General features: G+C 68.6%; 16 protein-coding genes. 1 reads left to right on the top strand and 15 read right to left on the bottom strand.

The features are described from left to right. Positions 1–123: 123 nt before the first annotated feature. Complete coding sequence (locus KCH48_RS11145) at positions 124–1,950, top strand: glycoside hydrolase family 18 chitinase (RefSeq protein WP_210572612.1); 1,827 nt, start codon at positions 124–126, stop codon at positions 1,948–1,950. 70 nt (positions 1,951–2,020) lie between these two features. Here the strand turns inward: KCH48_RS11145 and KCH48_RS11140 are convergent, their stop codons facing one another. From KCH48_RS11140 to prmC, 15 genes are all read right to left on the bottom strand, one after another. After that, positions 2,021–2,467, bottom strand: coding sequence for a DUF2550 domain-containing protein (locus KCH48_RS11140; RefSeq protein ID WP_210572609.1), 447 nt, complete (start codon positions 2,465–2,467; stop codon positions 2,021–2,023). Between the two features lie 129 nt (positions 2,468–2,596). Next, the gene (locus KCH48_RS11135) at positions 2,597–2,971 is read right to left on the bottom strand and encodes a F0F1 ATP synthase subunit epsilon (protein WP_189942660.1); all 375 of its coding nucleotides are present in this window, start codon (positions 2,969–2,971) and stop codon (positions 2,597–2,599) included. Between the two features lie 111 nt (positions 2,972–3,082). After that, positions 3,083–4,519, bottom strand: coding sequence for a F0F1 ATP synthase subunit beta (atpD, locus tag KCH48_RS11130; protein ID WP_210572607.1), 1,437 nt, complete (start codon positions 4,517–4,519; stop codon positions 3,083–3,085). After that, on the bottom strand, positions 4,519–5,433 hold the full coding sequence (locus KCH48_RS11125) for a F0F1 ATP synthase subunit gamma (RefSeq protein ID WP_210572605.1): 915 nt from the start codon (positions 5,431–5,433) through the stop codon (positions 4,519–4,521). Before KCH48_RS11125 ends, atpD begins: the two co-directional genes overlap by 1 nt. Positions 5,434–5,454: 21 nt before the next feature. After that, the gene (gene atpA, locus KCH48_RS11120) at positions 5,455–7,047 is read right to left on the bottom strand and encodes a F0F1 ATP synthase subunit alpha (RefSeq protein WP_210572602.1); all 1,593 of its coding nucleotides are present in this window, start codon (positions 7,045–7,047) and stop codon (positions 5,455–5,457) included. Positions 7,048–7,170: 123 nt separating this feature from the next. Continuing rightward, the gene (locus KCH48_RS11115) at positions 7,171–7,986 is read right to left on the bottom strand and encodes a F0F1 ATP synthase subunit delta (protein ID WP_210572598.1); all 816 of its coding nucleotides are present in this window, start codon (positions 7,984–7,986) and stop codon (positions 7,171–7,173) included. Next, positions 7,983–8,543: a F0F1 ATP synthase subunit B gene (locus KCH48_RS11110; protein WP_210572596.1), complete on the bottom strand. Its 561-nt coding sequence runs from the start codon at positions 8,541–8,543 to the stop codon at positions 7,983–7,985. Before KCH48_RS11110 ends, KCH48_RS11115 begins: the two co-directional genes overlap by 4 nt. 42 nt (positions 8,544–8,585) lie before the next feature. Further along, a complete protein-coding gene (gene atpE / locus KCH48_RS11105; RefSeq protein ID WP_030860414.1) occupies positions 8,586–8,810 on the bottom strand; it encodes an ATP synthase F0 subunit C in 225 nt (74 codons plus the stop codon). A 73-nt stretch (positions 8,811–8,883) separates the two neighbouring features. Further along, entirely contained in the window at positions 8,884–9,729 is an 846-nt protein-coding gene (gene atpB / locus KCH48_RS11100) for a F0F1 ATP synthase subunit A (protein ID WP_210572593.1), read from the bottom strand. Positions 9,730–9,939: 210 nt separating this feature from the next. Next, a complete protein-coding gene (locus tag KCH48_RS11095) occupies positions 9,940–10,386 on the bottom strand; it encodes a hypothetical protein (RefSeq protein WP_210572971.1) in 447 nt (148 codons plus the stop codon). A gap of 300 nt (positions 10,387–10,686) precedes the next feature. Further along, on the bottom strand, positions 10,687–12,051 hold the full coding sequence (locus KCH48_RS11090; RefSeq protein WP_210572591.1) for an MraY family glycosyltransferase: 1,365 nt from the start codon (positions 12,049–12,051) through the stop codon (positions 10,687–10,689). A gap of 140 nt (positions 12,052–12,191) precedes the next feature. After that, positions 12,192–13,430, bottom strand: coding sequence for a serine hydroxymethyltransferase (gene glyA / locus KCH48_RS11085; protein ID WP_210572588.1), 1,239 nt, complete (start codon positions 13,428–13,430; stop codon positions 12,192–12,194). A 170-nt stretch (positions 13,431–13,600) separates the two neighbouring features. Continuing rightward, entirely contained in the window at positions 13,601–14,269 is a 669-nt protein-coding gene (locus KCH48_RS11080) for a protein-tyrosine-phosphatase (protein ID WP_210572585.1), read from the bottom strand. Further along, entirely contained in the window at positions 14,266–14,913 is a 648-nt protein-coding gene (locus KCH48_RS11075) for an L-threonylcarbamoyladenylate synthase (RefSeq protein ID WP_210572582.1), read from the bottom strand. Before KCH48_RS11075 ends, KCH48_RS11080 begins: the two co-directional genes overlap by 4 nt. A gap of 61 nt (positions 14,914–14,974) precedes the next feature. Then, a complete protein-coding gene (prmC, locus tag KCH48_RS11070; protein ID WP_210572573.1) occupies positions 14,975–15,814 on the bottom strand; it encodes a peptide chain release factor N(5)-glutamine methyltransferase in 840 nt (279 codons plus the stop codon). Positions 15,815–15,828 lie beyond the last annotated feature (14 nt).

The following is a 15,828-nucleotide window of genomic DNA, read 5'->3' as shown; positions in this document are numbered from 1 at the left end:
CTGCCGCCGTTCAAGAGCAACTGGTCTGGACCTATTGACCTGTGGTCCAGACCTTTCTATTCTCACGGCACCGTGGGCGTGAAGGCTCAGTCCCGCCCCCAACACCCCCTGAGGAGGCGCACGATGCGCTTCAGACACAGAGTCGTGGCAGGGTTCGCGACCCTGCTGCTCCCTCTCGCCGGACTGGTCGGCCTCGCCAGCCCGGCCCAGGCGGCCACCTCCGCCACCGCCACCTACGCCAAGACCCAGGACTGGGGCACCGGCTTCGAGGGCAAGTGGACCGTCAAGAACACCGGCGACACCACCATCAACTCCTGGACCGTCGAGTGGGACTTCCCCTCCGGCACGTCCGTCACCTCTGCCTGGGACGCCGACGTCACCTCCTCCGGCACCCACTGGACCGCCAAGAACAAGTCCTGGAACGGCACCCTCTCCCCCGGCGCCTCCATCTCCTTCGGCTTCAACGGCAAGGGCTCCGGCGCCCCCGCCAACTGCAAGCTGAACAGCGGCAGTTGTGACGGCGGCCCCACGGTCCCCGGCGACAACCCGCCATCCGCCCCCGGCACCCCGACCGCCTCCGACATCACCAACACCTCGGTGAGACTGAGCTGGAGCGCGGCCACCGACGACAAGGGCATCAAGAACTACGACGTCCTGCGCGGCGGCACCAAGGTCGCGACGGTGACCTCGACGTCGTACACCGACACCGGCCTGACCGCCGGCACCGACTACTCCTACACCGTCCAGGCCCGTGACACCGCCGACCAGACCGGCCCGGTCTCCGGCGCCCGCGCGGTCCGCACCACCGGCGGCACCACCGAACCCCCGCCGACCGGCGACAAGGTCAAGCTCGGCTACTTCACCGAGTGGGGCGTCTACGGCCGCAACTACCACGTCAAGAACCTGGTGACCTCGGGCTCGGCGTCGAAGATCACCCACATCAACTACGCGTTCGGCAACGTCAAGAACGGCCAGTGCACCGTCGACGACACCTACGCCGCCTACGACAAGGCCTACACCGCCGACCAGTCCGTCAGCGGCACCGCCGACACCTGGGACCAGCCGCTGCGCGGCAACTTCAACCAGCTCCGCCAGCTCAAGGCCAAGTACCCGCACATCAAGGTGCTGTACTCCTTCGGCGGCTGGACCTACTCCGGCGGCTTCGGCCAGGCCGCACAGAACCCGGCCGCGTTCGCCAAGTCCTGCAAGGCCGTCGTCGAGGACCCGCGCTGGGCCGACGTCTTCGACGGCATCGACATGGACTGGGAGTATCCGAACGCCTGCGGCCTGACCTGCGACACCAGCGGGCCGGCGGCGTTCAAGAACCTCATGTCGGCGCTGCGCACGGAGTTCGGCTCCAACTACCTCGTCACCGCCGCCATCACCGGCGACGGCTCCTCCGGCGGCAAGCTGGACGTGGCCGACTACGGCGGCGCCGCGGCCTCGCTCGACTGGTACAACGTGATGACGTACGACTACTTCGGCGCCTTCGACGCGGACGGCCCGACCGCTCCGCACTCGCCCCTGACCTCGTACTCCGGCATCCCGGCCGCGGGCTTCAACTCCGCCGACGCGATCGCCAAGCTCAAGGCCAAGGGCGTCCCCTCAGCCAAGCTGCTCCTCGGCATCGGCTTCTACGGCCGCGGCTGGACCGGCGTCACCCAGTCCGCGCCCGGCGGTTCGGCGACCGGCGCGGCCCCGGGAACGTACGAGGCGGGCATCGAGGACTACAAGGTGCTCAAGAACTCCTGCCCGGCCAACGGCACCATCGCCGGCACCGCCTACGCGCACTGCGGCAACAACTGGTGGTCCTACGACACCCCGTCGACGATCGCCGGAAAGATGACCTGGGCCAAGAACCAGGGCCTCGGCGGCGCGTTCTTCTGGGAGTTCAGCGGTGACACCGGCAATGGCGAGCTGCTGACCGCGATCAACAACGGGCTGAAGTAGACCCGCTAAGCAACATTGACGCTCCCCCAGACTTCGTCCGGGGGGACCCCCACCCAGCGAGTGAATGTGGCTACGCCACATTCACTCGCTGTCCGGGCGGGGCTGCCTCAAGCCACGCGAGGAAACCGGTCAGCGCGTCGTCGCTCATCGCGAGTTCCAGGCGCGTGCCCCGGTGCAGACAGGTGAGGATCACCGCGTCGGAGAGCAGCGCCAGCTCCTCCTCGCCCTCGGGGAGACGGCGGCCGGCGACCTCGATCGCGGCGCGCTCCAGGATGCGGCGGGGGCGGTAGGCGTAGGAGAAGACGCGGTACCACTCGACGCGGTCGCCGTTGTAGCGGGCGACGCCGTAGCTCCAGCCCTTGCCGCTGGTGTCGGTCTTCTCCGGGACGTCCCAGCGCAGGGAGCAGTCGAATGTGCCGCCGGAGCGCTGGATGAGCCTGCGGCGCAGGCCGAAGACGAACAGCCCCACCACCACGAGGGCGACGACAATTCCGCACACAGTCAGAGCGAGGACCATCGGCACCGACCTCCTCGTCTCCTCGGTAACGGAATGGAAAAAACACCCATATTCGCCTCAGCCGCGGCTGGTACCGGATCGCTCCGGTTCCAGCCGCGGCTGAGTGACGTCATCACACGGTGAGCGGTGTCAGCTCGCCGCCGCCGCACGCAGTCGTACGTCCGCGCGCCGCTCGGCGGTGGCATCGCCCTCCGCCTTCGCGCGTTCGAGCTCTCGCTCGGCGCGCTGGACATCGATCTCGTCCGACAGCTCGGCGATCTCGGCCAGCAACGACAGCTTGTTGTCCGCGAACGAGATGAAACCGCCGTGCACCGCGGCGACGACCGTCCCACCATCACTGGTACGGATGGTCACCGGGCCCGACTCCAGCACACCGAGCAGCGGCTGGTGACCGGGCATGACGCCGATGTCGCCGGACGTGGTGCGCGCGACGACCAGGGTGGCCTCGCCGGACCAGACCTCTCGGTCGGCCGCGACCAGCGCGACGTGCAGCTCAGCAGCCAAGGGTGGCTCCTCGGGTCACCACCCGGCTCTCTTGCCGGGTGTTGGATACAAGTCTAGTGGGCGTGACTGAGGGGGCGGGACGTGCCCGCCCCCTCAGTCAAGAGCGCGAGCTCAGGAGACGCCCAGCTCCTTCGCGTTCTTGCGCAGGTCCTCGAGACCACCGCACATGAAGAACGCCTGCTCGGGGAAGTGGTCGTACTCACCGTCGCAGATCGAGTTGAACGCGGCGATCGACTCCTCCAGCGGCACGTCCGAACCGTCCACGCCGGTGAACTGCTTGGCGGCGTGGGTGTTCTGGGACAGGAAGCGCTCCACGCGACGGGCACGGTGGACGACGAGCTTGTCCTCTTCGCCCAGCTCGTCGATACCGAGGATCGCGATGATGTCCTGGAGGTCCTTGTACTTCTGCAGGATCGTCTTGACGCGCATGGCGGCGTCGTAGTGATCCTGCGCGATGTAGCGCGGGTCCAGGATGCGGGACGTGGAGTCCAGCGGGTCCACGGCCGGGTAGATGCCCTTCTCGGAGATCGGACGGGACAGAACCGTCGTCGCGTCGAGGTGGGCGAACGTGGTGGCCGGGGCCGGGTCGGTCAGGTCGTCCGCGGGGACGTAGATCGCCTGCATCGAGGTGATCGAGTGACCACGCGTCGAGGTGATCCGCTCCTGGAGCTGACCCATCTCGTCCGCCAGGTTCGGCTGGTAACCCACCGCGGACGGCATACGGCCGAGCAGCGTGGACACCTCGGAACCGGCCTGGGTGAAGCGGAAGATGTTGTCGATGAAGAACAGCACGTCCTGCTTCTGCACATCGCGGAAGTACTCCGCCATGGTCAGACCGGCCAGCGCCACACGGAGACGGGTGCCCGGGGGCTCGTCCATCTGACCGAAGACCAGCGCGGTCTTGTCCAGAACGCCGGACTCTTCCATCTCCGCGATGAGGTCGTTGCCCTCACGGGTGCGCTCGCCGACGCCCGCGAAGACGGAGACGCCCTCGTGGAGGTTGGCGACACGCATGATCATTTCCTGGATCAGCACGGTCTTGCCGACACCGGCACCGCCGAACAGACCGATCTTGCCGCCCTTGACGTACGGGGTCAGCAGGTCGACGACCTTCAGGCCGGTCTCGAACATCTCGGTCTTGGACTCGAGCTGGTCGAAGGCGGGGGCCTTGCGGTGGATGGACCAGCGCTCGCCGTCGTAGGTGTCGTCGCTGTTCAGCACCTCACCGAGGGTGTTGAACACCTTGCCCTTGGTGAAGTCGCCGACCGGGACGGTGATGCCCTTGCCCGTGTCGGTCACCGGGGCCTGGCGGACCAGGCCGTCGGTGGGCTGCATGGAGATGGCGCGGACCAGGCCGTCACCCAGGTGCTGGGCGACCTCCAGGGTCAGCGTCTTCTTCTCGCCCGCGAGCGCCGGGTCGGCGACCTCGACGTGGAGGGCGTTGTAGATCTCCGGCATCGCGTCGACGGGGAACTCCACGTCGACGACCGGGCCGATGACCCGGGCGACGCGGCCCGTAGCCGTCGCGGTCTCAACAGTGGTGGTCATTAGTAGTCACTCCCCGCGGTCGCGTCGGCCAGGGCGCTCGCGCCTCCGACGATCTCGCTGATTTCCTGGGTGATTTCGGCCTGGCGGGCCTGGTTGGCAAGCCGGGTGAGGTTCTCGATGAGGTCGCCGGCGTTGTCGGTGGCCGACTTCATCGCGCGCCGCGTGGCGGCGTGCTTCGAAGCGGCCGACTGGAGCAGCGCGTTGTAGATACGGCTTTCCACGTACCGCGGCAGCAGGGCGTCGAGGACGTCCTCCGCCGAGGGCTCGAAGTCGTACAGGGGGAGGATCTCGCCCTTCGGCGCCTCCTGTGCGACCTCTTCGAGGCTGAGCGGCAGCAGGCGCGCGTCCTGCGCCGTCTGCGTCATCATCGACACGAACTCGGTGTAGACGATGTGGAGCTCGTCCACGCCGCCCTCGGCCGTCTCCGTCTCGATGGCCTCGATCAGCGGGGCCGCGACCTTCTTGGCGTCCGCGTACGACGGCTGGTCCGTGAACCCGGTCCACGACTCCGCGATCTTGCGCTCACGGAAGTTGTAGTGGGCGACACCGCGCCGGCCGACGATGTAGACGTCGACCCGCTTGCCCTCGCGCTCCAGGCGCTCGGTCAGCTGCTCCGCCGCCTTGATGGCGTTGGAGTTGAAGGCACCGGCGAGACCACGGTCGCTCGTCAGGAGCAGCACCGCGGACCGGGTGACCGTCTCGGCCTGGGTGGTCAGCGGGTGCTTGGTGTTCGAGCCGGTACCGACCGCCGTGACCGCGCGGGTCAGTTCCCGCGCGTACGGCGTGGATGCCGCCACCTTGCGCTGCGCCTTGACGACGCGCGAGGCGGCGATCATCTCCATCGCCTTGGTGATCTTCTTGGTCGCGGTGACGGATCGGATGCGACGCTTGTAGACCCGGAGCTGGGCTCCCATGAGTCAGGTCCCTTCCTTACGTCACTTGGAGACGCTGACGGCCGATTCCTCGCCCAGCAGCTTGCCGTCCGAGGTCTCGAACTGCTTCTTGAACTCCGCCACCCCGTCGGCCAGGGCCTGCAGCGTGTCGTCGGACATCTTGCCGCCCTCGCGGATGGAGGTGAGCAGGCCCTGCTCCTTGCGGTGCAGGTACTCCAGCAGCTCCTTCTCGAAGCGGCGGATGTCGTTCACCGGCACCTCGTCCATCTTGCCGGTGGTGCCGGCCCAGATGGAGACGACCTGGTCCTCGGTGGCCATCGGCTGGTACTGCGGCTGCTTGAGCAGCTCGACCATGCGCTGACCGCGCTCCAGCTGCGCCTTCGACGCGGCGTCCAGGTCGGAACCGAAGGCGGCGAACGCCTCCAGCTCACGGAACTGGGCGAGGTCCACGCGCAGACGGCCGGAGACCTGGCGGATCGCCCGGTGCTGGGCGGAGCCACCGACTCGGGAGACCGAGATACCGACGTTCAGGGCCGGACGCTGACCGGCGTTGAACAGGTCGGACTCCAGGAAGCACTGGCCGTCGGTGATGGAGATGACGTTGGTCGGGATGAACGCCGAGACGTCGTTGGCCTTGGTCTCGACGATCGGCAGACCGGTCATCGAACCGGCGCCCATCTCGTCGGAGAGCTTCGCGCAGCGCTCCAGCAGACGGGAGTGCAGGTAGAAGACGTCACCCGGGTAGGCCTCACGGCCCGGCGGGCGGCGCAGCAGCAGGGACACGGCGCGGTAGGCGTCGGCCTGCTTGGAGAGGTCGTCGAAGATGATCAGGACGTGCTTGCCCTGGTACATCCAGTGCTGGCCGATGGCCGAACCGGTGTACGGCGCCAGGTACTTGAAGCCGGCCGGGTCGGACGCCGGGGCGGCGACGATGGTCGTGTACTCCAGGGCGCCGGCCTCTTCGAGGGCACCACGCACGGAGGCGATGGTCGAGCCCTTCTGACCGATGGCGACGTAGATGCAGCGGACCTGCTTGTTCGGGTCGCCCGTGCGCCAGTTGTCGCGCTGGTTGATGATCGTGTCGACGGCCAGAGCGGTCTTGCCGGTCTGCCGGTCGCCGATGATCAGCTGACGCTGACCACGGCCGATCGGGGTCATCGTGTCGACGGCCTTGTAGCCGGTCTCCATCGGCTCGTGCACCGACTTACGGACCATGACGCCCGGGGCCTGCAGCTCGAGGGCGCGGCGGCTGTCGGTCTCGATCTCGCCGAGGCCGTCGATCGGGGCGCCGAGCGGGTCGACGACGCGGCCGAGGTAGCCCTCGCCGACGGCCACGGACAGGACCTCGCCGGTACGGGAGACCGGCTGGCCCTCCTCGATACCGCTGAACTCACCGAGGACGATGGCGCCGATCTCGCGCTCTTCCAGGTTGAGCGCGAGGCCGAGGGTGCCGTCCTCGAACTTCAGCAGTTCGTTGGCCATGGCCGAGGGAAGACCCTCGACCTTCGCGATGCCGTCGCCGGCAAGGGTGACCGTACCGACCTCCTCGCGCGAGGCCGCGTCCGGCTTGTACGACTGGACAAACGTCTCCAGCGCGTCCCGGATCTCCTCCGGCCGGATCGTGAGCTCCGCCATCTGGGTTCCCTGCTCTCCTTGTTGGGCCCGAAGTTTCAACTTGGGGGTCTGGGGGCGACCCCCAGGAATCCTCTGCACGGCCCAACCGGGCCGTAGGTACACGTACTGCTTATGAAGTTGCTGCTAGCTCGCCATGCGGCGGCCGGCGTCCTCGATGCGGTCCGCGATCGAGCCGTTGATGACCTCGTCACCGACCTGCACCCGGATCCCGCCGAGGACCTCGGGGTCCACGTCCAGGTTGAGGTGCATCGGACGGCCGTAGAGCTTTGCCAGGGCGGCACCCAGGCGCCGCTTCTGGCCGTCGCTCAGCGGTACCGCCGAGGTGACCACGGCCACCATCCGGTCGCGGCGGTCGGCGGCGAGCTTGGACAGGGACTCCAGTCCCGCTTCCAGGCTACGTCCCCGAGGCACGGTCACAAGGCGCGTCACCAGACGCTCGGTGGTCGCTGCGGCCCGGCCACCGAGCAGGCTGCGCAGCAGCTCGCTCTTGGCGGAGGTCGTCGCGGACCGGTTGGTGAGCGCGGCGCGCAGCTCGGTGTTGGAGGAGATGATCCGGCCGAACCGGAACAGCTCGTCCTCGACGTCGTCGAGCTTGCCCGCCTTCTGGGCGGCGGTGAAGTCGGCGATGTTGGCCAGCTCCTCCAGTGCGTCCACCAGGTCGCGCGACTGCGACCAGCGGGAGCGCACCATGCCGGACAGCAGGTCGGCGACCTCGCCGCTGACCTGGCCGCCGATGAGACGCTGGGCCAGGTCGGCCTTGCCTTCGCCGGTCTGCGCCGGGTCGGTCAGGACCCGACGCAGCGACACCTCGCGGTGCAGCAGCGCGGTGAGGGCGGCCAGCTCGTCGGCGAGCGAGCCGGCGTTCACGGACGTGTTGTCCGTCAGCGCGTCGAGACGCTCGCGTGCGGCTGCCAGGGCCTCGCGGCTCGCTCCGTTCATCGGGTGGCCTCGGCCTTCTCCTCGAGCTCGTCGAGGAAGCGGTCGATCACACGGCTCTGCCGGGCGTGGTCCTCGAGGGACTCGCCGACGAGCTTGCCGGCCAGGTCGGTGGCGATCTTGCCGACGTCCTGGCGCAGCGCCGACGAGGCGGCCTTGCGGTCGGCCTCGATCTGCGCGTGACCGGCGGCGATGATCTCCTCACGCTGCCGCTGGCCCTCCGCGCGCATCTCGGCGATGAGCGTGGCGCCCTGCTCCTGCGCCTCCTGGCGCAGTCGCGCGGCCTCGTGCCGGGCCTCGGCGAGCTGGGCCTTGTACTGCTCAAGGACGCTCTGGGCCTCGGTCTGCGCGGCCTCGGCCTTTTCGATACCGCCCTCGATGGCCTCGCGACGCTCTTCCAGAACCTTGTTGATGGTCGGGAGAAGCTTCTTGGCGAGGAAGCCGAAGACGATGACGAAGGCGATCAGGCCGATGACAACTTCCGGCCACGGCGGAACGAGGGGGTTTTCCTTGTGCCCCTCTTCAGCCGCCAGGAAGACCAGGGCGGATGTGGTCGTCACATCAGTGCCTTTCGTCGAAAGGGTCGGTCGTCAGCGCTCGTCCTAGTAGACGAACGGCATGACCAGACCGATCAGGGCGAGCGCCTCACAGAAGGCGAAGCCGAGGATCTGGTTGGCGCGGATCAGGCCGGCGGCCTCGGGCTGGCGGGCAAGAGCCTGGGTGCCGTTACCGAAGATGATGCCGACGCCGACGCCGGGGCCGATGGCGGCAAGGCCGTAACCGATGGAGCCGAGGTTGCCATCGACAGCAGCAAGCATCTGGGACATGCCAGTTCTTCCTTCTCTTAACGGACCGGCGGGGGTTGGCCACCGGACGACTATGGGTGTTCGGGGGCGGTGCTCAGTGGTGCTCGGCGAGCGCGCCCTGGATGAAGGTGCAGGTCAGGAGGACGAAGACGTACGCCTGAACCGCCTGGATGAAGAGCTCGAAGGCGGTCATCACGATGACCATCACGAACGAGACCGCGGAGTAGGCGATTCCGATGCCGTTCAGCATGTACCAGCTGGCGATGGTGAACAGCAGCAGCAGCGTGTGCCCCGCGAACATGTTCGCGAAGAGTCGCACCGCGTGCGTGAACGGGCGCACCAGCAGGTTGGAGGCGAGCTCGATGGTCATGGACAGCGGGAGCACCGCGCCCAGCGACTTGTCGTAGCCGCTGAAGTTCTTGAAGGCGCCGACCAGTCCGTGACGCTTGAAGGTCAGCGAGACCCACAGGATGTAGACGATCAGCGCCAGGATCAGCGGGTAGGCGATGATCGACGTCACGGGGAAGGCGGCGATCGGGATGATCGACCAGATGTTCATCATCCAGATGAAGAAGAACAGCGAGACGGCGAGCGGAACGTACTTCTCGCCCTCCTTCTTGCCGATCGTCTCGTAGACGATGCCGCGGCGTACGAAGTCGTACCCGGCTTCGGCGATCATCTGGAGCTTGCCGGGGACGACCTTGGGCCGGGCGAACGCGGCCCAGAAGAAGCCCACCACGATGATCGAACCCAGCAGGGCGAGCAGCATCGGCTTGTTGAAATAGAAGGCGTTGCCGTCCGCGTCGCCCATGAGCGGCTCGAACAGGAACGAGTGCAGGCCCGGGGCGACAGTGTCGAAGCCACATCCGTCGAAGAGGTGGCAGTTCGTGTCGAAGGCGAGGGCCTGCGTCGGGTCAGCACTCACCGCGGGCTCCTTCATCGTGGCGCATAGGTACGGCAACCTCGTTGTGTCGGCGCGGCGCGCGGCCGCGGTTCGGCACGGGACTGGTGTTACGGATGTGGGGGCGGCTGTGGGGCATCTCGCCCTGCGTGTGAGCAGGCGTCAGCTCAGATGCCCGCGCCCGCGATGCCGCAGTTGGCACCGGACGATAGCAGGGTCTGTCATGCGCCTTTATCCCGGCCCTACCCCTCACGACGAGTGCCCCGTCTTCTCGGGCTTGTCGCCGTTCTTGGGGGCGGACGAGTCCGGTTCGACGTAGAGAATCTTGGCTTTCATGTGGGCACGCGCCTGCGCGCCGATCCAGGCGAGGGTGCCGGCGACGAGCGTGAGGGCGAAGGCCCGGGGGTTGAACAGGGTGGTGTTCTTGAACGCGGCGAGGAAGATGAACAGCAGAAGAATCTGTGCCGCGTAGAGCATCAGGCCCATCGCCTGGAAAAGGTGCGGAAGCGATTTGGCAGTGCGCTGCAGAACGTAGAGACCGATCCCCATGAAGAGGATCACCACCAGCGTCGCGACGACGGCCCCGACCGCCCCTTTGCCACCGGCGACCACACCGCTGACGACGGCGGCGATCGCGCCGACGGCAGCTGTGGGCACAGCGGCCTGGAGCAGGATCCGGACGTCATTGGACGGCATGGCGGCAACTCCGCTTTCGCAGGGGGGCAGGGGTGTCGTCATGGACGAGCGTAGCCCCGGGTGGGGAGTGGTCCTCACGCCGATGGGCCGTCGCACTGCGGCCCTTCGACTGTGTCCCGGGGTTCTCGTGAACCGTATCACAAACTATTTGATGAGGTCTTTACCTAGTGGCTGTGCTGGGTGTCACACATGAGAGTGACACTGCGCGTCTGTGCAGATCCAGCACCACTTTGTCTGGTATTGGGGATCTTCGTTCCCCCACGAGTTGGCAATGCTCTAGTCAGATTCTTACCTTGAGCGTCAGCGCGACGTTCCGGCCTTGCCCCGGTCCAGGAAGCGCGGACGGGCGCCGAGAGCGGTCGAGCCGTTGACTCCGTTGACCCGGGAGACGCCCGCGGCGACCGGGGTGCGGGGCTCCTCGACGACCGGGACGGACGCCCCGTCCTCGTCCGCCTCCCCGGCGTCCTCCGCCGCCTCCGGTTCCGGCTCCACAGCCGCCTTGCGGCGATAGCGCGGCGGCACGAAAGCCTCCGCCCAGCGCGGGGCACGCGGGGTGAAGCGGGGCAGCAGGAGCAGGACCAGGCCGATGAAGCTGAGGAAGACGATGCCGAGCACGATCCACATCGACGCCGAGTTCACCGAGTAGGCGAGCGCGCCGAACGCGATCAGCGCCGACCAGAAGTACATGATCAGCACCGCCCGGCTGTGCGAGTGGCCGATCTCCAGGAGCCGGTGGTGCAGATGCCCGCGGTCGGCGGCGAACGGCGACTGGCCGCGCCAGGTGCGACGCACGATCGCGAGCACCAGGTCGGCGGCCGGGATCGCGATGATCGTCAGCGGCAGCAGCAGCGGGATGTAGACCGGCACCGTCTGATGCACGGCCGCCTTCTCGGAGCCCGCGAACAGCTTCAGCGCGTCCGGGTCGACCTGTCCCGTGATGGAGATCGCGCCCGCCGCCAGAACCAGCCCGATGAGCATCGAGCCGGAGTCGCCCATGAAGATCCGCGCGGGGTGCATGTTGTGCGGCAGGAAGCCCAGGCACATGCCCATCAGGATCGCCGCGAACAGCGTGGCCGGGGCGGCGGCCTCGATGCCGTACGACACCCAGACCCGGTAGGCATAGAGGAAGAACGCGGTCGACGCGATGCCCACCATGCCCGCCGCGAGGCCGTCCAGGCCGTCGACGAAGTTGACCGCGTTGATGGTGATGACGACCAGCGCCACCGTCAGCAGGGTGCCCTGCCACTGGGTCAGCGCGACGTTCCCGACGCCCGGGATCGGCAGCCACAGGATGGTCAGACCCTGCATGACCATGACGCCGGCGGCGATCATCTGGCCGCCCAGCTTGATCAGGGCGTCGATCTCGAACTTGTCGTCCAGGACGCCGATCAGCCAGATCAGGGCCGCGCCGGAGAGCAGGGCACGCGGTTCGTTGGACTCGGCGAAGACCTCGTTCAGGTTGGTGAGGTGGTCGGCGACCAGCAGGCCCGCGCACAGGCCGAAGAACATCGCGATCCCGCCGAGCCGCGGAGTGGGTTCCCGGTGCACGTCACGTGCCCGGATCTGCGGCATCGCTCCGGCCACGATCGCGAATTTCCGTACCGGCCCTGTCAGCAGGTACGTCACCGCGGCCGTGATGCAGAGCGTCAGCAGGTATTCACGCACGGGCTTCCCCACAGGTCTCGCTGGCCATCACAGCCCCACACCCTAGCGACGGTCTCATACGGAACGCATATGTGTGGGGACTACCGGGTAGCGACGATGGTTGCACGTGTGGCTGTGCTCTCGGTCGCTCCTACCCCCGCTCAGCCGGGATAGGGCGGAAATCTACCGGCCAGCTCCCGCACTTCTTCACGCGCCCGCTGGCTCTCGACCGTACCGCGCAGCACACCTGCGAACAGGGCGGCGATGGATCCCATCTCCTCCTCCCCCATCCCCTGAGTGGTCACCGCCGCCGTGCCCAGCCGCAGGCCGCGGGCATCGCCGTGCGGCAGCGCACAGCAGTCCATGACCATCCCGGCGGCGGCCAGCCGGCCCCGCGCGGTCCGTCCGTCGACGCCGAGGGGCGCCGGGTCGGCGGTGATGAGATGCGTGTCCGTCCCGCCCGTGGTGACGACGAATCCCTCGGCGGCCAGTCCCGCCGCGAGGACCCGCGCGTTGGCGACGACCTGATGGGCGTACACGGTGAAGGCGGGAGTGGCGGCCTCTCCGAAGGCGACCGCCTTGGCGGCGATGGTGTGCATCTGGGCGCCGCCCTGGGTGAAGGGGAACACGGCCCGGTCGACCCGCTCGGCCAGTTCGTGGCCGCACAGGATCATCCCGCCGCGCGGACCCCGCAGCACCTTGTGCGTGGTGGCACAGACGACATCGGCGTACGGCACCGGACTCGGCGCCGCTCCCCCGGCGACCAGCCCGATCGGGTGCGCAGCGTCGGCGATGAGATAGGCGCCCACCTCGTCGGCGACCTCGCGGAACAGGGCGTAGTCGATGTGCCGGGGGTAGGCGATGGACCCGCACACGATCGCCTTGGGCCGATGGGTGCGGGCGAGGGTGCGCACCTGGTCGTGGTCGATGAGCCCGGTCTCCGCGTCCACGCCGTAGCCGACGAAGTCGAACCAGCGGCCGGAGAAGTTCGCGGGCGAGCCGTGGGTGAGGTGGCCGCCGTGCGGCAGGCCCAGGGCGAGGACGGTGTCGCCGGGGCGCAGCAGGGCGGCGTACGTGGCGAGGACGGCCGACGAGCCGGAGTGGGACTGCACGTTGGCGTGCTCCGCCCCGAACAGCGCCTTGGCCCGGTCGACGGCGACGCGCTCGGCGACGTCCACGATCTCGCAGCCGCCGTGGTGCCGGGCCCCGGGATAGCCCTCCGCGTACTTGTTGGCGAGCGGCGACCCGAGCGCCGCCAGCACCGCCGGTGACGTGAAGTTCTCGGCGGCGATCAACTGCAGCGTCGTCGACTGCCGTTCCAGCTCCCCCAGCAGGATCCCGGCCAGCTCGGGATCCTGGCGGCGCAGCACATCGGCCTCGAGGGTATGGGTGACCGTCATGGTGGGCTCCCGGGGCGTCGACACTGACGTAGCACCAATGTAGGCCCAGGACCCCACAGGCGCTCGGTCGTCACGTCCTGGCGGGCACACCGGTGAGCGCGGTGACGACCGGGGCCGGCGCCTGGTTCAGCTTCGCGCCGCTGCGGCGGACTCCGTCCACCGACCTCGCGTCACGTCCGTGCCGGGACGCCCGTCAGCGCTGTCACCACTGGGTCCAGCGCCTGGTTTATCTCGTCGCCGATGGAGCGGAAGAACGTGAGTGGGGCGCCGTAGGGGTCGTAGACCTCGTCCGCTTCGGCTGTGGGGGCCAGGAGCCACCCGCGTAGAGCTGCTGCGGCGCGGACCAGGGCGCGTGCGCGGGCGACCATGCCGTCCTCCAGCGGAGGGAGTGTCGCCGGGTCGATCGCCTTCACCAGGCGGGTGAACTCCTTGAGGGTGAAGGTGCGCAGGCCGGCGGAGTGGCCCATGGAGATGACCTGGGCCCGGTGGTCGCGGGTGGCGGTCAGCACCAGGTCGGCGCGGATGACGTGGTCGTCCAGCAGTTCCCGCCCGGTGAAGCCGGAGGCATCCGCGCCGAACTCGGCCAGCACGGCCTCCGCGTTGGCCTCCATGGGCGCACCCTCATGGCCCCAGGTGCCCGCGCTCTCCACGATCAGCCCGCCCCACAGCGGGTCGCCGAGCCGGTCCGCCAGGGCATGACGGGTCAGCCGCTCGGTGATCGGCGAGCGGCACACGTTGCCGGTGCTGACGTGGAGGATGCGGAAGCTGTCGAGAGGGAGGCCGAAGGTCCCCGTGTCTTCCCCGTTCCATATGCCACGCCCCGCGTCAGGGGCCGTCAATTGGCCACCTCGAGGTCGGGTACGACCTTGTGCAGCTCCTCCGCCGAGAGGGCGCCCGCACGCAGCAGCAGCGGCACCTCGCGGGTGACGTCGACGATGGAGGAGGGCACGTTGCCGGGCGTGGGCCCGCCGTCGAGGTAGACGGACACCGAGTCGCCCAGCATGCCCTGCGCGGCGTCACAGTCCTCCGGCGCCGGATGACCGGTGAGGTTCGCCGACGACACGGCCATGGGGCCGACCTCGGTGAGCAGTTCGATGGCGACCGGGTGCAGCGGCATGCGCACGGCGACGGTGCCCCGGGTGTCCCCCAAGTCCCACTGCAGGGACGGCTGGTGCTTGGCGACCAGCGTCAGCGCGCCCGGCCAGAAGGCGTCGACGAGTTCCCAGGCCATCTCGGAGAAGTCCGTGACGAGGCCGTGCAGGGTGTTCGGGGAGCCGATGAGGACCGGGGTGGGCATGTTGCGGCCCCGCCCCTTGGCCTCGAGCAGGTCGGTGACGGCTTCCGAGGAGAACGCGTCGGCGCCGATGCCGTACACCGTGTCGGTGGGGAGGACCACGAGCTCGCCACGGCGGACGGCGGACGCCGCCTCACGCAGACCGGTGGTGCGGTCGGTCGCGTCATTGGTGTCGTATCGCCGTGCCATATCTAGCGGGCCTCCTCGTACACATACGTCACGTACTTCGGGACAACAGTCTGCGGGCCGGTCACGGCAGCGCCTTGCGGGCCGTCGCGAACCGGGGGCGGTTGTTGAGGTCGGGGTGGTCGGCCGCGTCGGCCCAGCCCCGCTCCTCGGTGAAGATCCACGGCACCTGGCCGCCCTGGGTGTCGGCGTGCTCGATGACGACGACCCCGCCCGGGCGCAGGAGCCGGTGTGCGGTCCGCTCCAGGCCGCGGATGAGGTCGAGGCCGTCCTCGCCGGAGAACAGGGCGAGTTCGGGATCGTAGTCCCTCGCCTCGGGATTGACGTACTCCCATTCCGTCAGCGGGATGTACGGCGGGTTGGAGATCACCAGGTCGACCTGGCCGTCGAGGTCCGGGAAGGCGGTGAGGGCGTCGCCCTGGCGCAGGTCGACCCTGGACCCCGCCACGTTCTTGCGGGTCCACTGCAGGGCGTCCTCGGACAGCTCCACGGCGTGCACACGGGAGCGCGGGACCTCCTGGGCGAGGGCGAGCGCGATGGCGCCGGAGCCGGTGCACAGGTCCACGATGAGCGGTTCTACGACGTCCATGGCGCGTACGGCGTCTATGGCCCAGCCGACGACCGACTCGGTCTCGGGGCGCGGGACGAACACCCCGGGCCCGACTTGGAGTTCGAGATACCGGAAGTAGGCCCGGCCGGTGATGTGCTGGAGCGGCTCGCGCTGCTCACGGCGGGCGATGACCTCCCAGTACCGGGCGTCGAAGTCGGCGTCCTTGACGGTGTGCAGCTCGCCCCGCTTCACGCCGTGCACGAACGCGGCGAGCTCCTCCGCGTCGTTGCGCGGCGAGGGCACGCCGGCGTCGGCCAGCCGCTGGGTGGCCTGAGCTACCTCAGCGAGCAGCACGCTGCGGGGACTTG

Source organism: Streptomyces sp. GESEQ-4 (genome assembly GCF_017948455.1).
Taxonomy (GTDB): Bacteria; Actinomycetota; Actinomycetes; order Streptomycetales; family Streptomycetaceae; genus Streptomyces.
Note: the sequence above shows the minus strand (reverse complement) of the source record. Positions and strands in the feature narration are given on the sequence as shown.

What these genes read in the sequence shown, in the direction of transcription:
- atpB (WP_210572593.1), bottom strand. Translation starts at nt 9,729, where the DNA reads ATGAAGGAGCCCGCGGTGAGTGCTGACCCGACGCAGGCCCTCGCCTTC.
- KCH48_RS11140 (WP_210572609.1), bottom strand. Translation starts at nt 2,467, where the DNA reads ATGGTCCTCGCTCTGACTGTGTGCGGAATTGTCGTCGCCCTCGTGGTG.
- atpE (WP_030860414.1), bottom strand. Translation starts at nt 8,810, where the DNA reads ATGTCCCAGATGCTTGCTGCTGTCGATGGCAACCTCGGCTCCATCGGT.
- glyA (WP_210572588.1), bottom strand. Translation starts at nt 13,430, where the DNA reads ATGACGGTCACCCATACCCTCGAGGCCGATGTGCTGCGCCGCCAGGAT.
- atpA (WP_210572602.1), bottom strand. Translation starts at nt 7,047, where the DNA reads ATGGCGGAGCTCACGATCCGGCCGGAGGAGATCCGGGACGCGCTGGAG.
- KCH48_RS11095 (WP_210572971.1), bottom strand. Translation starts at nt 10,386, where the DNA reads ATGCCGTCCAATGACGTCCGGATCCTGCTCCAGGCCGCTGTGCCCACA.
- KCH48_RS11145 (WP_210572612.1), top strand. Translation starts at nt 124, where the DNA reads ATGCGCTTCAGACACAGAGTCGTGGCAGGGTTCGCGACCCTGCTGCTC.
- atpD (WP_210572607.1), bottom strand. Translation starts at nt 4,519, where the DNA reads ATGACCACCACTGTTGAGACCGCGACGGCTACGGGCCGCGTCGCCCGG.
- KCH48_RS11125 (WP_210572605.1), bottom strand. Translation starts at nt 5,433, where the DNA reads ATGGGAGCCCAGCTCCGGGTCTACAAGCGTCGCATCCGATCCGTCACC.
- KCH48_RS11075 (WP_210572582.1), bottom strand. Translation starts at nt 14,913, where the DNA reads ATGGCACGGCGATACGACACCAATGACGCGACCGACCGCACCACCGGT.
- KCH48_RS11115 (WP_210572598.1), bottom strand. Translation starts at nt 7,986, where the DNA reads ATGAACGGAGCGAGCCGCGAGGCCCTGGCAGCCGCACGCGAGCGTCTC.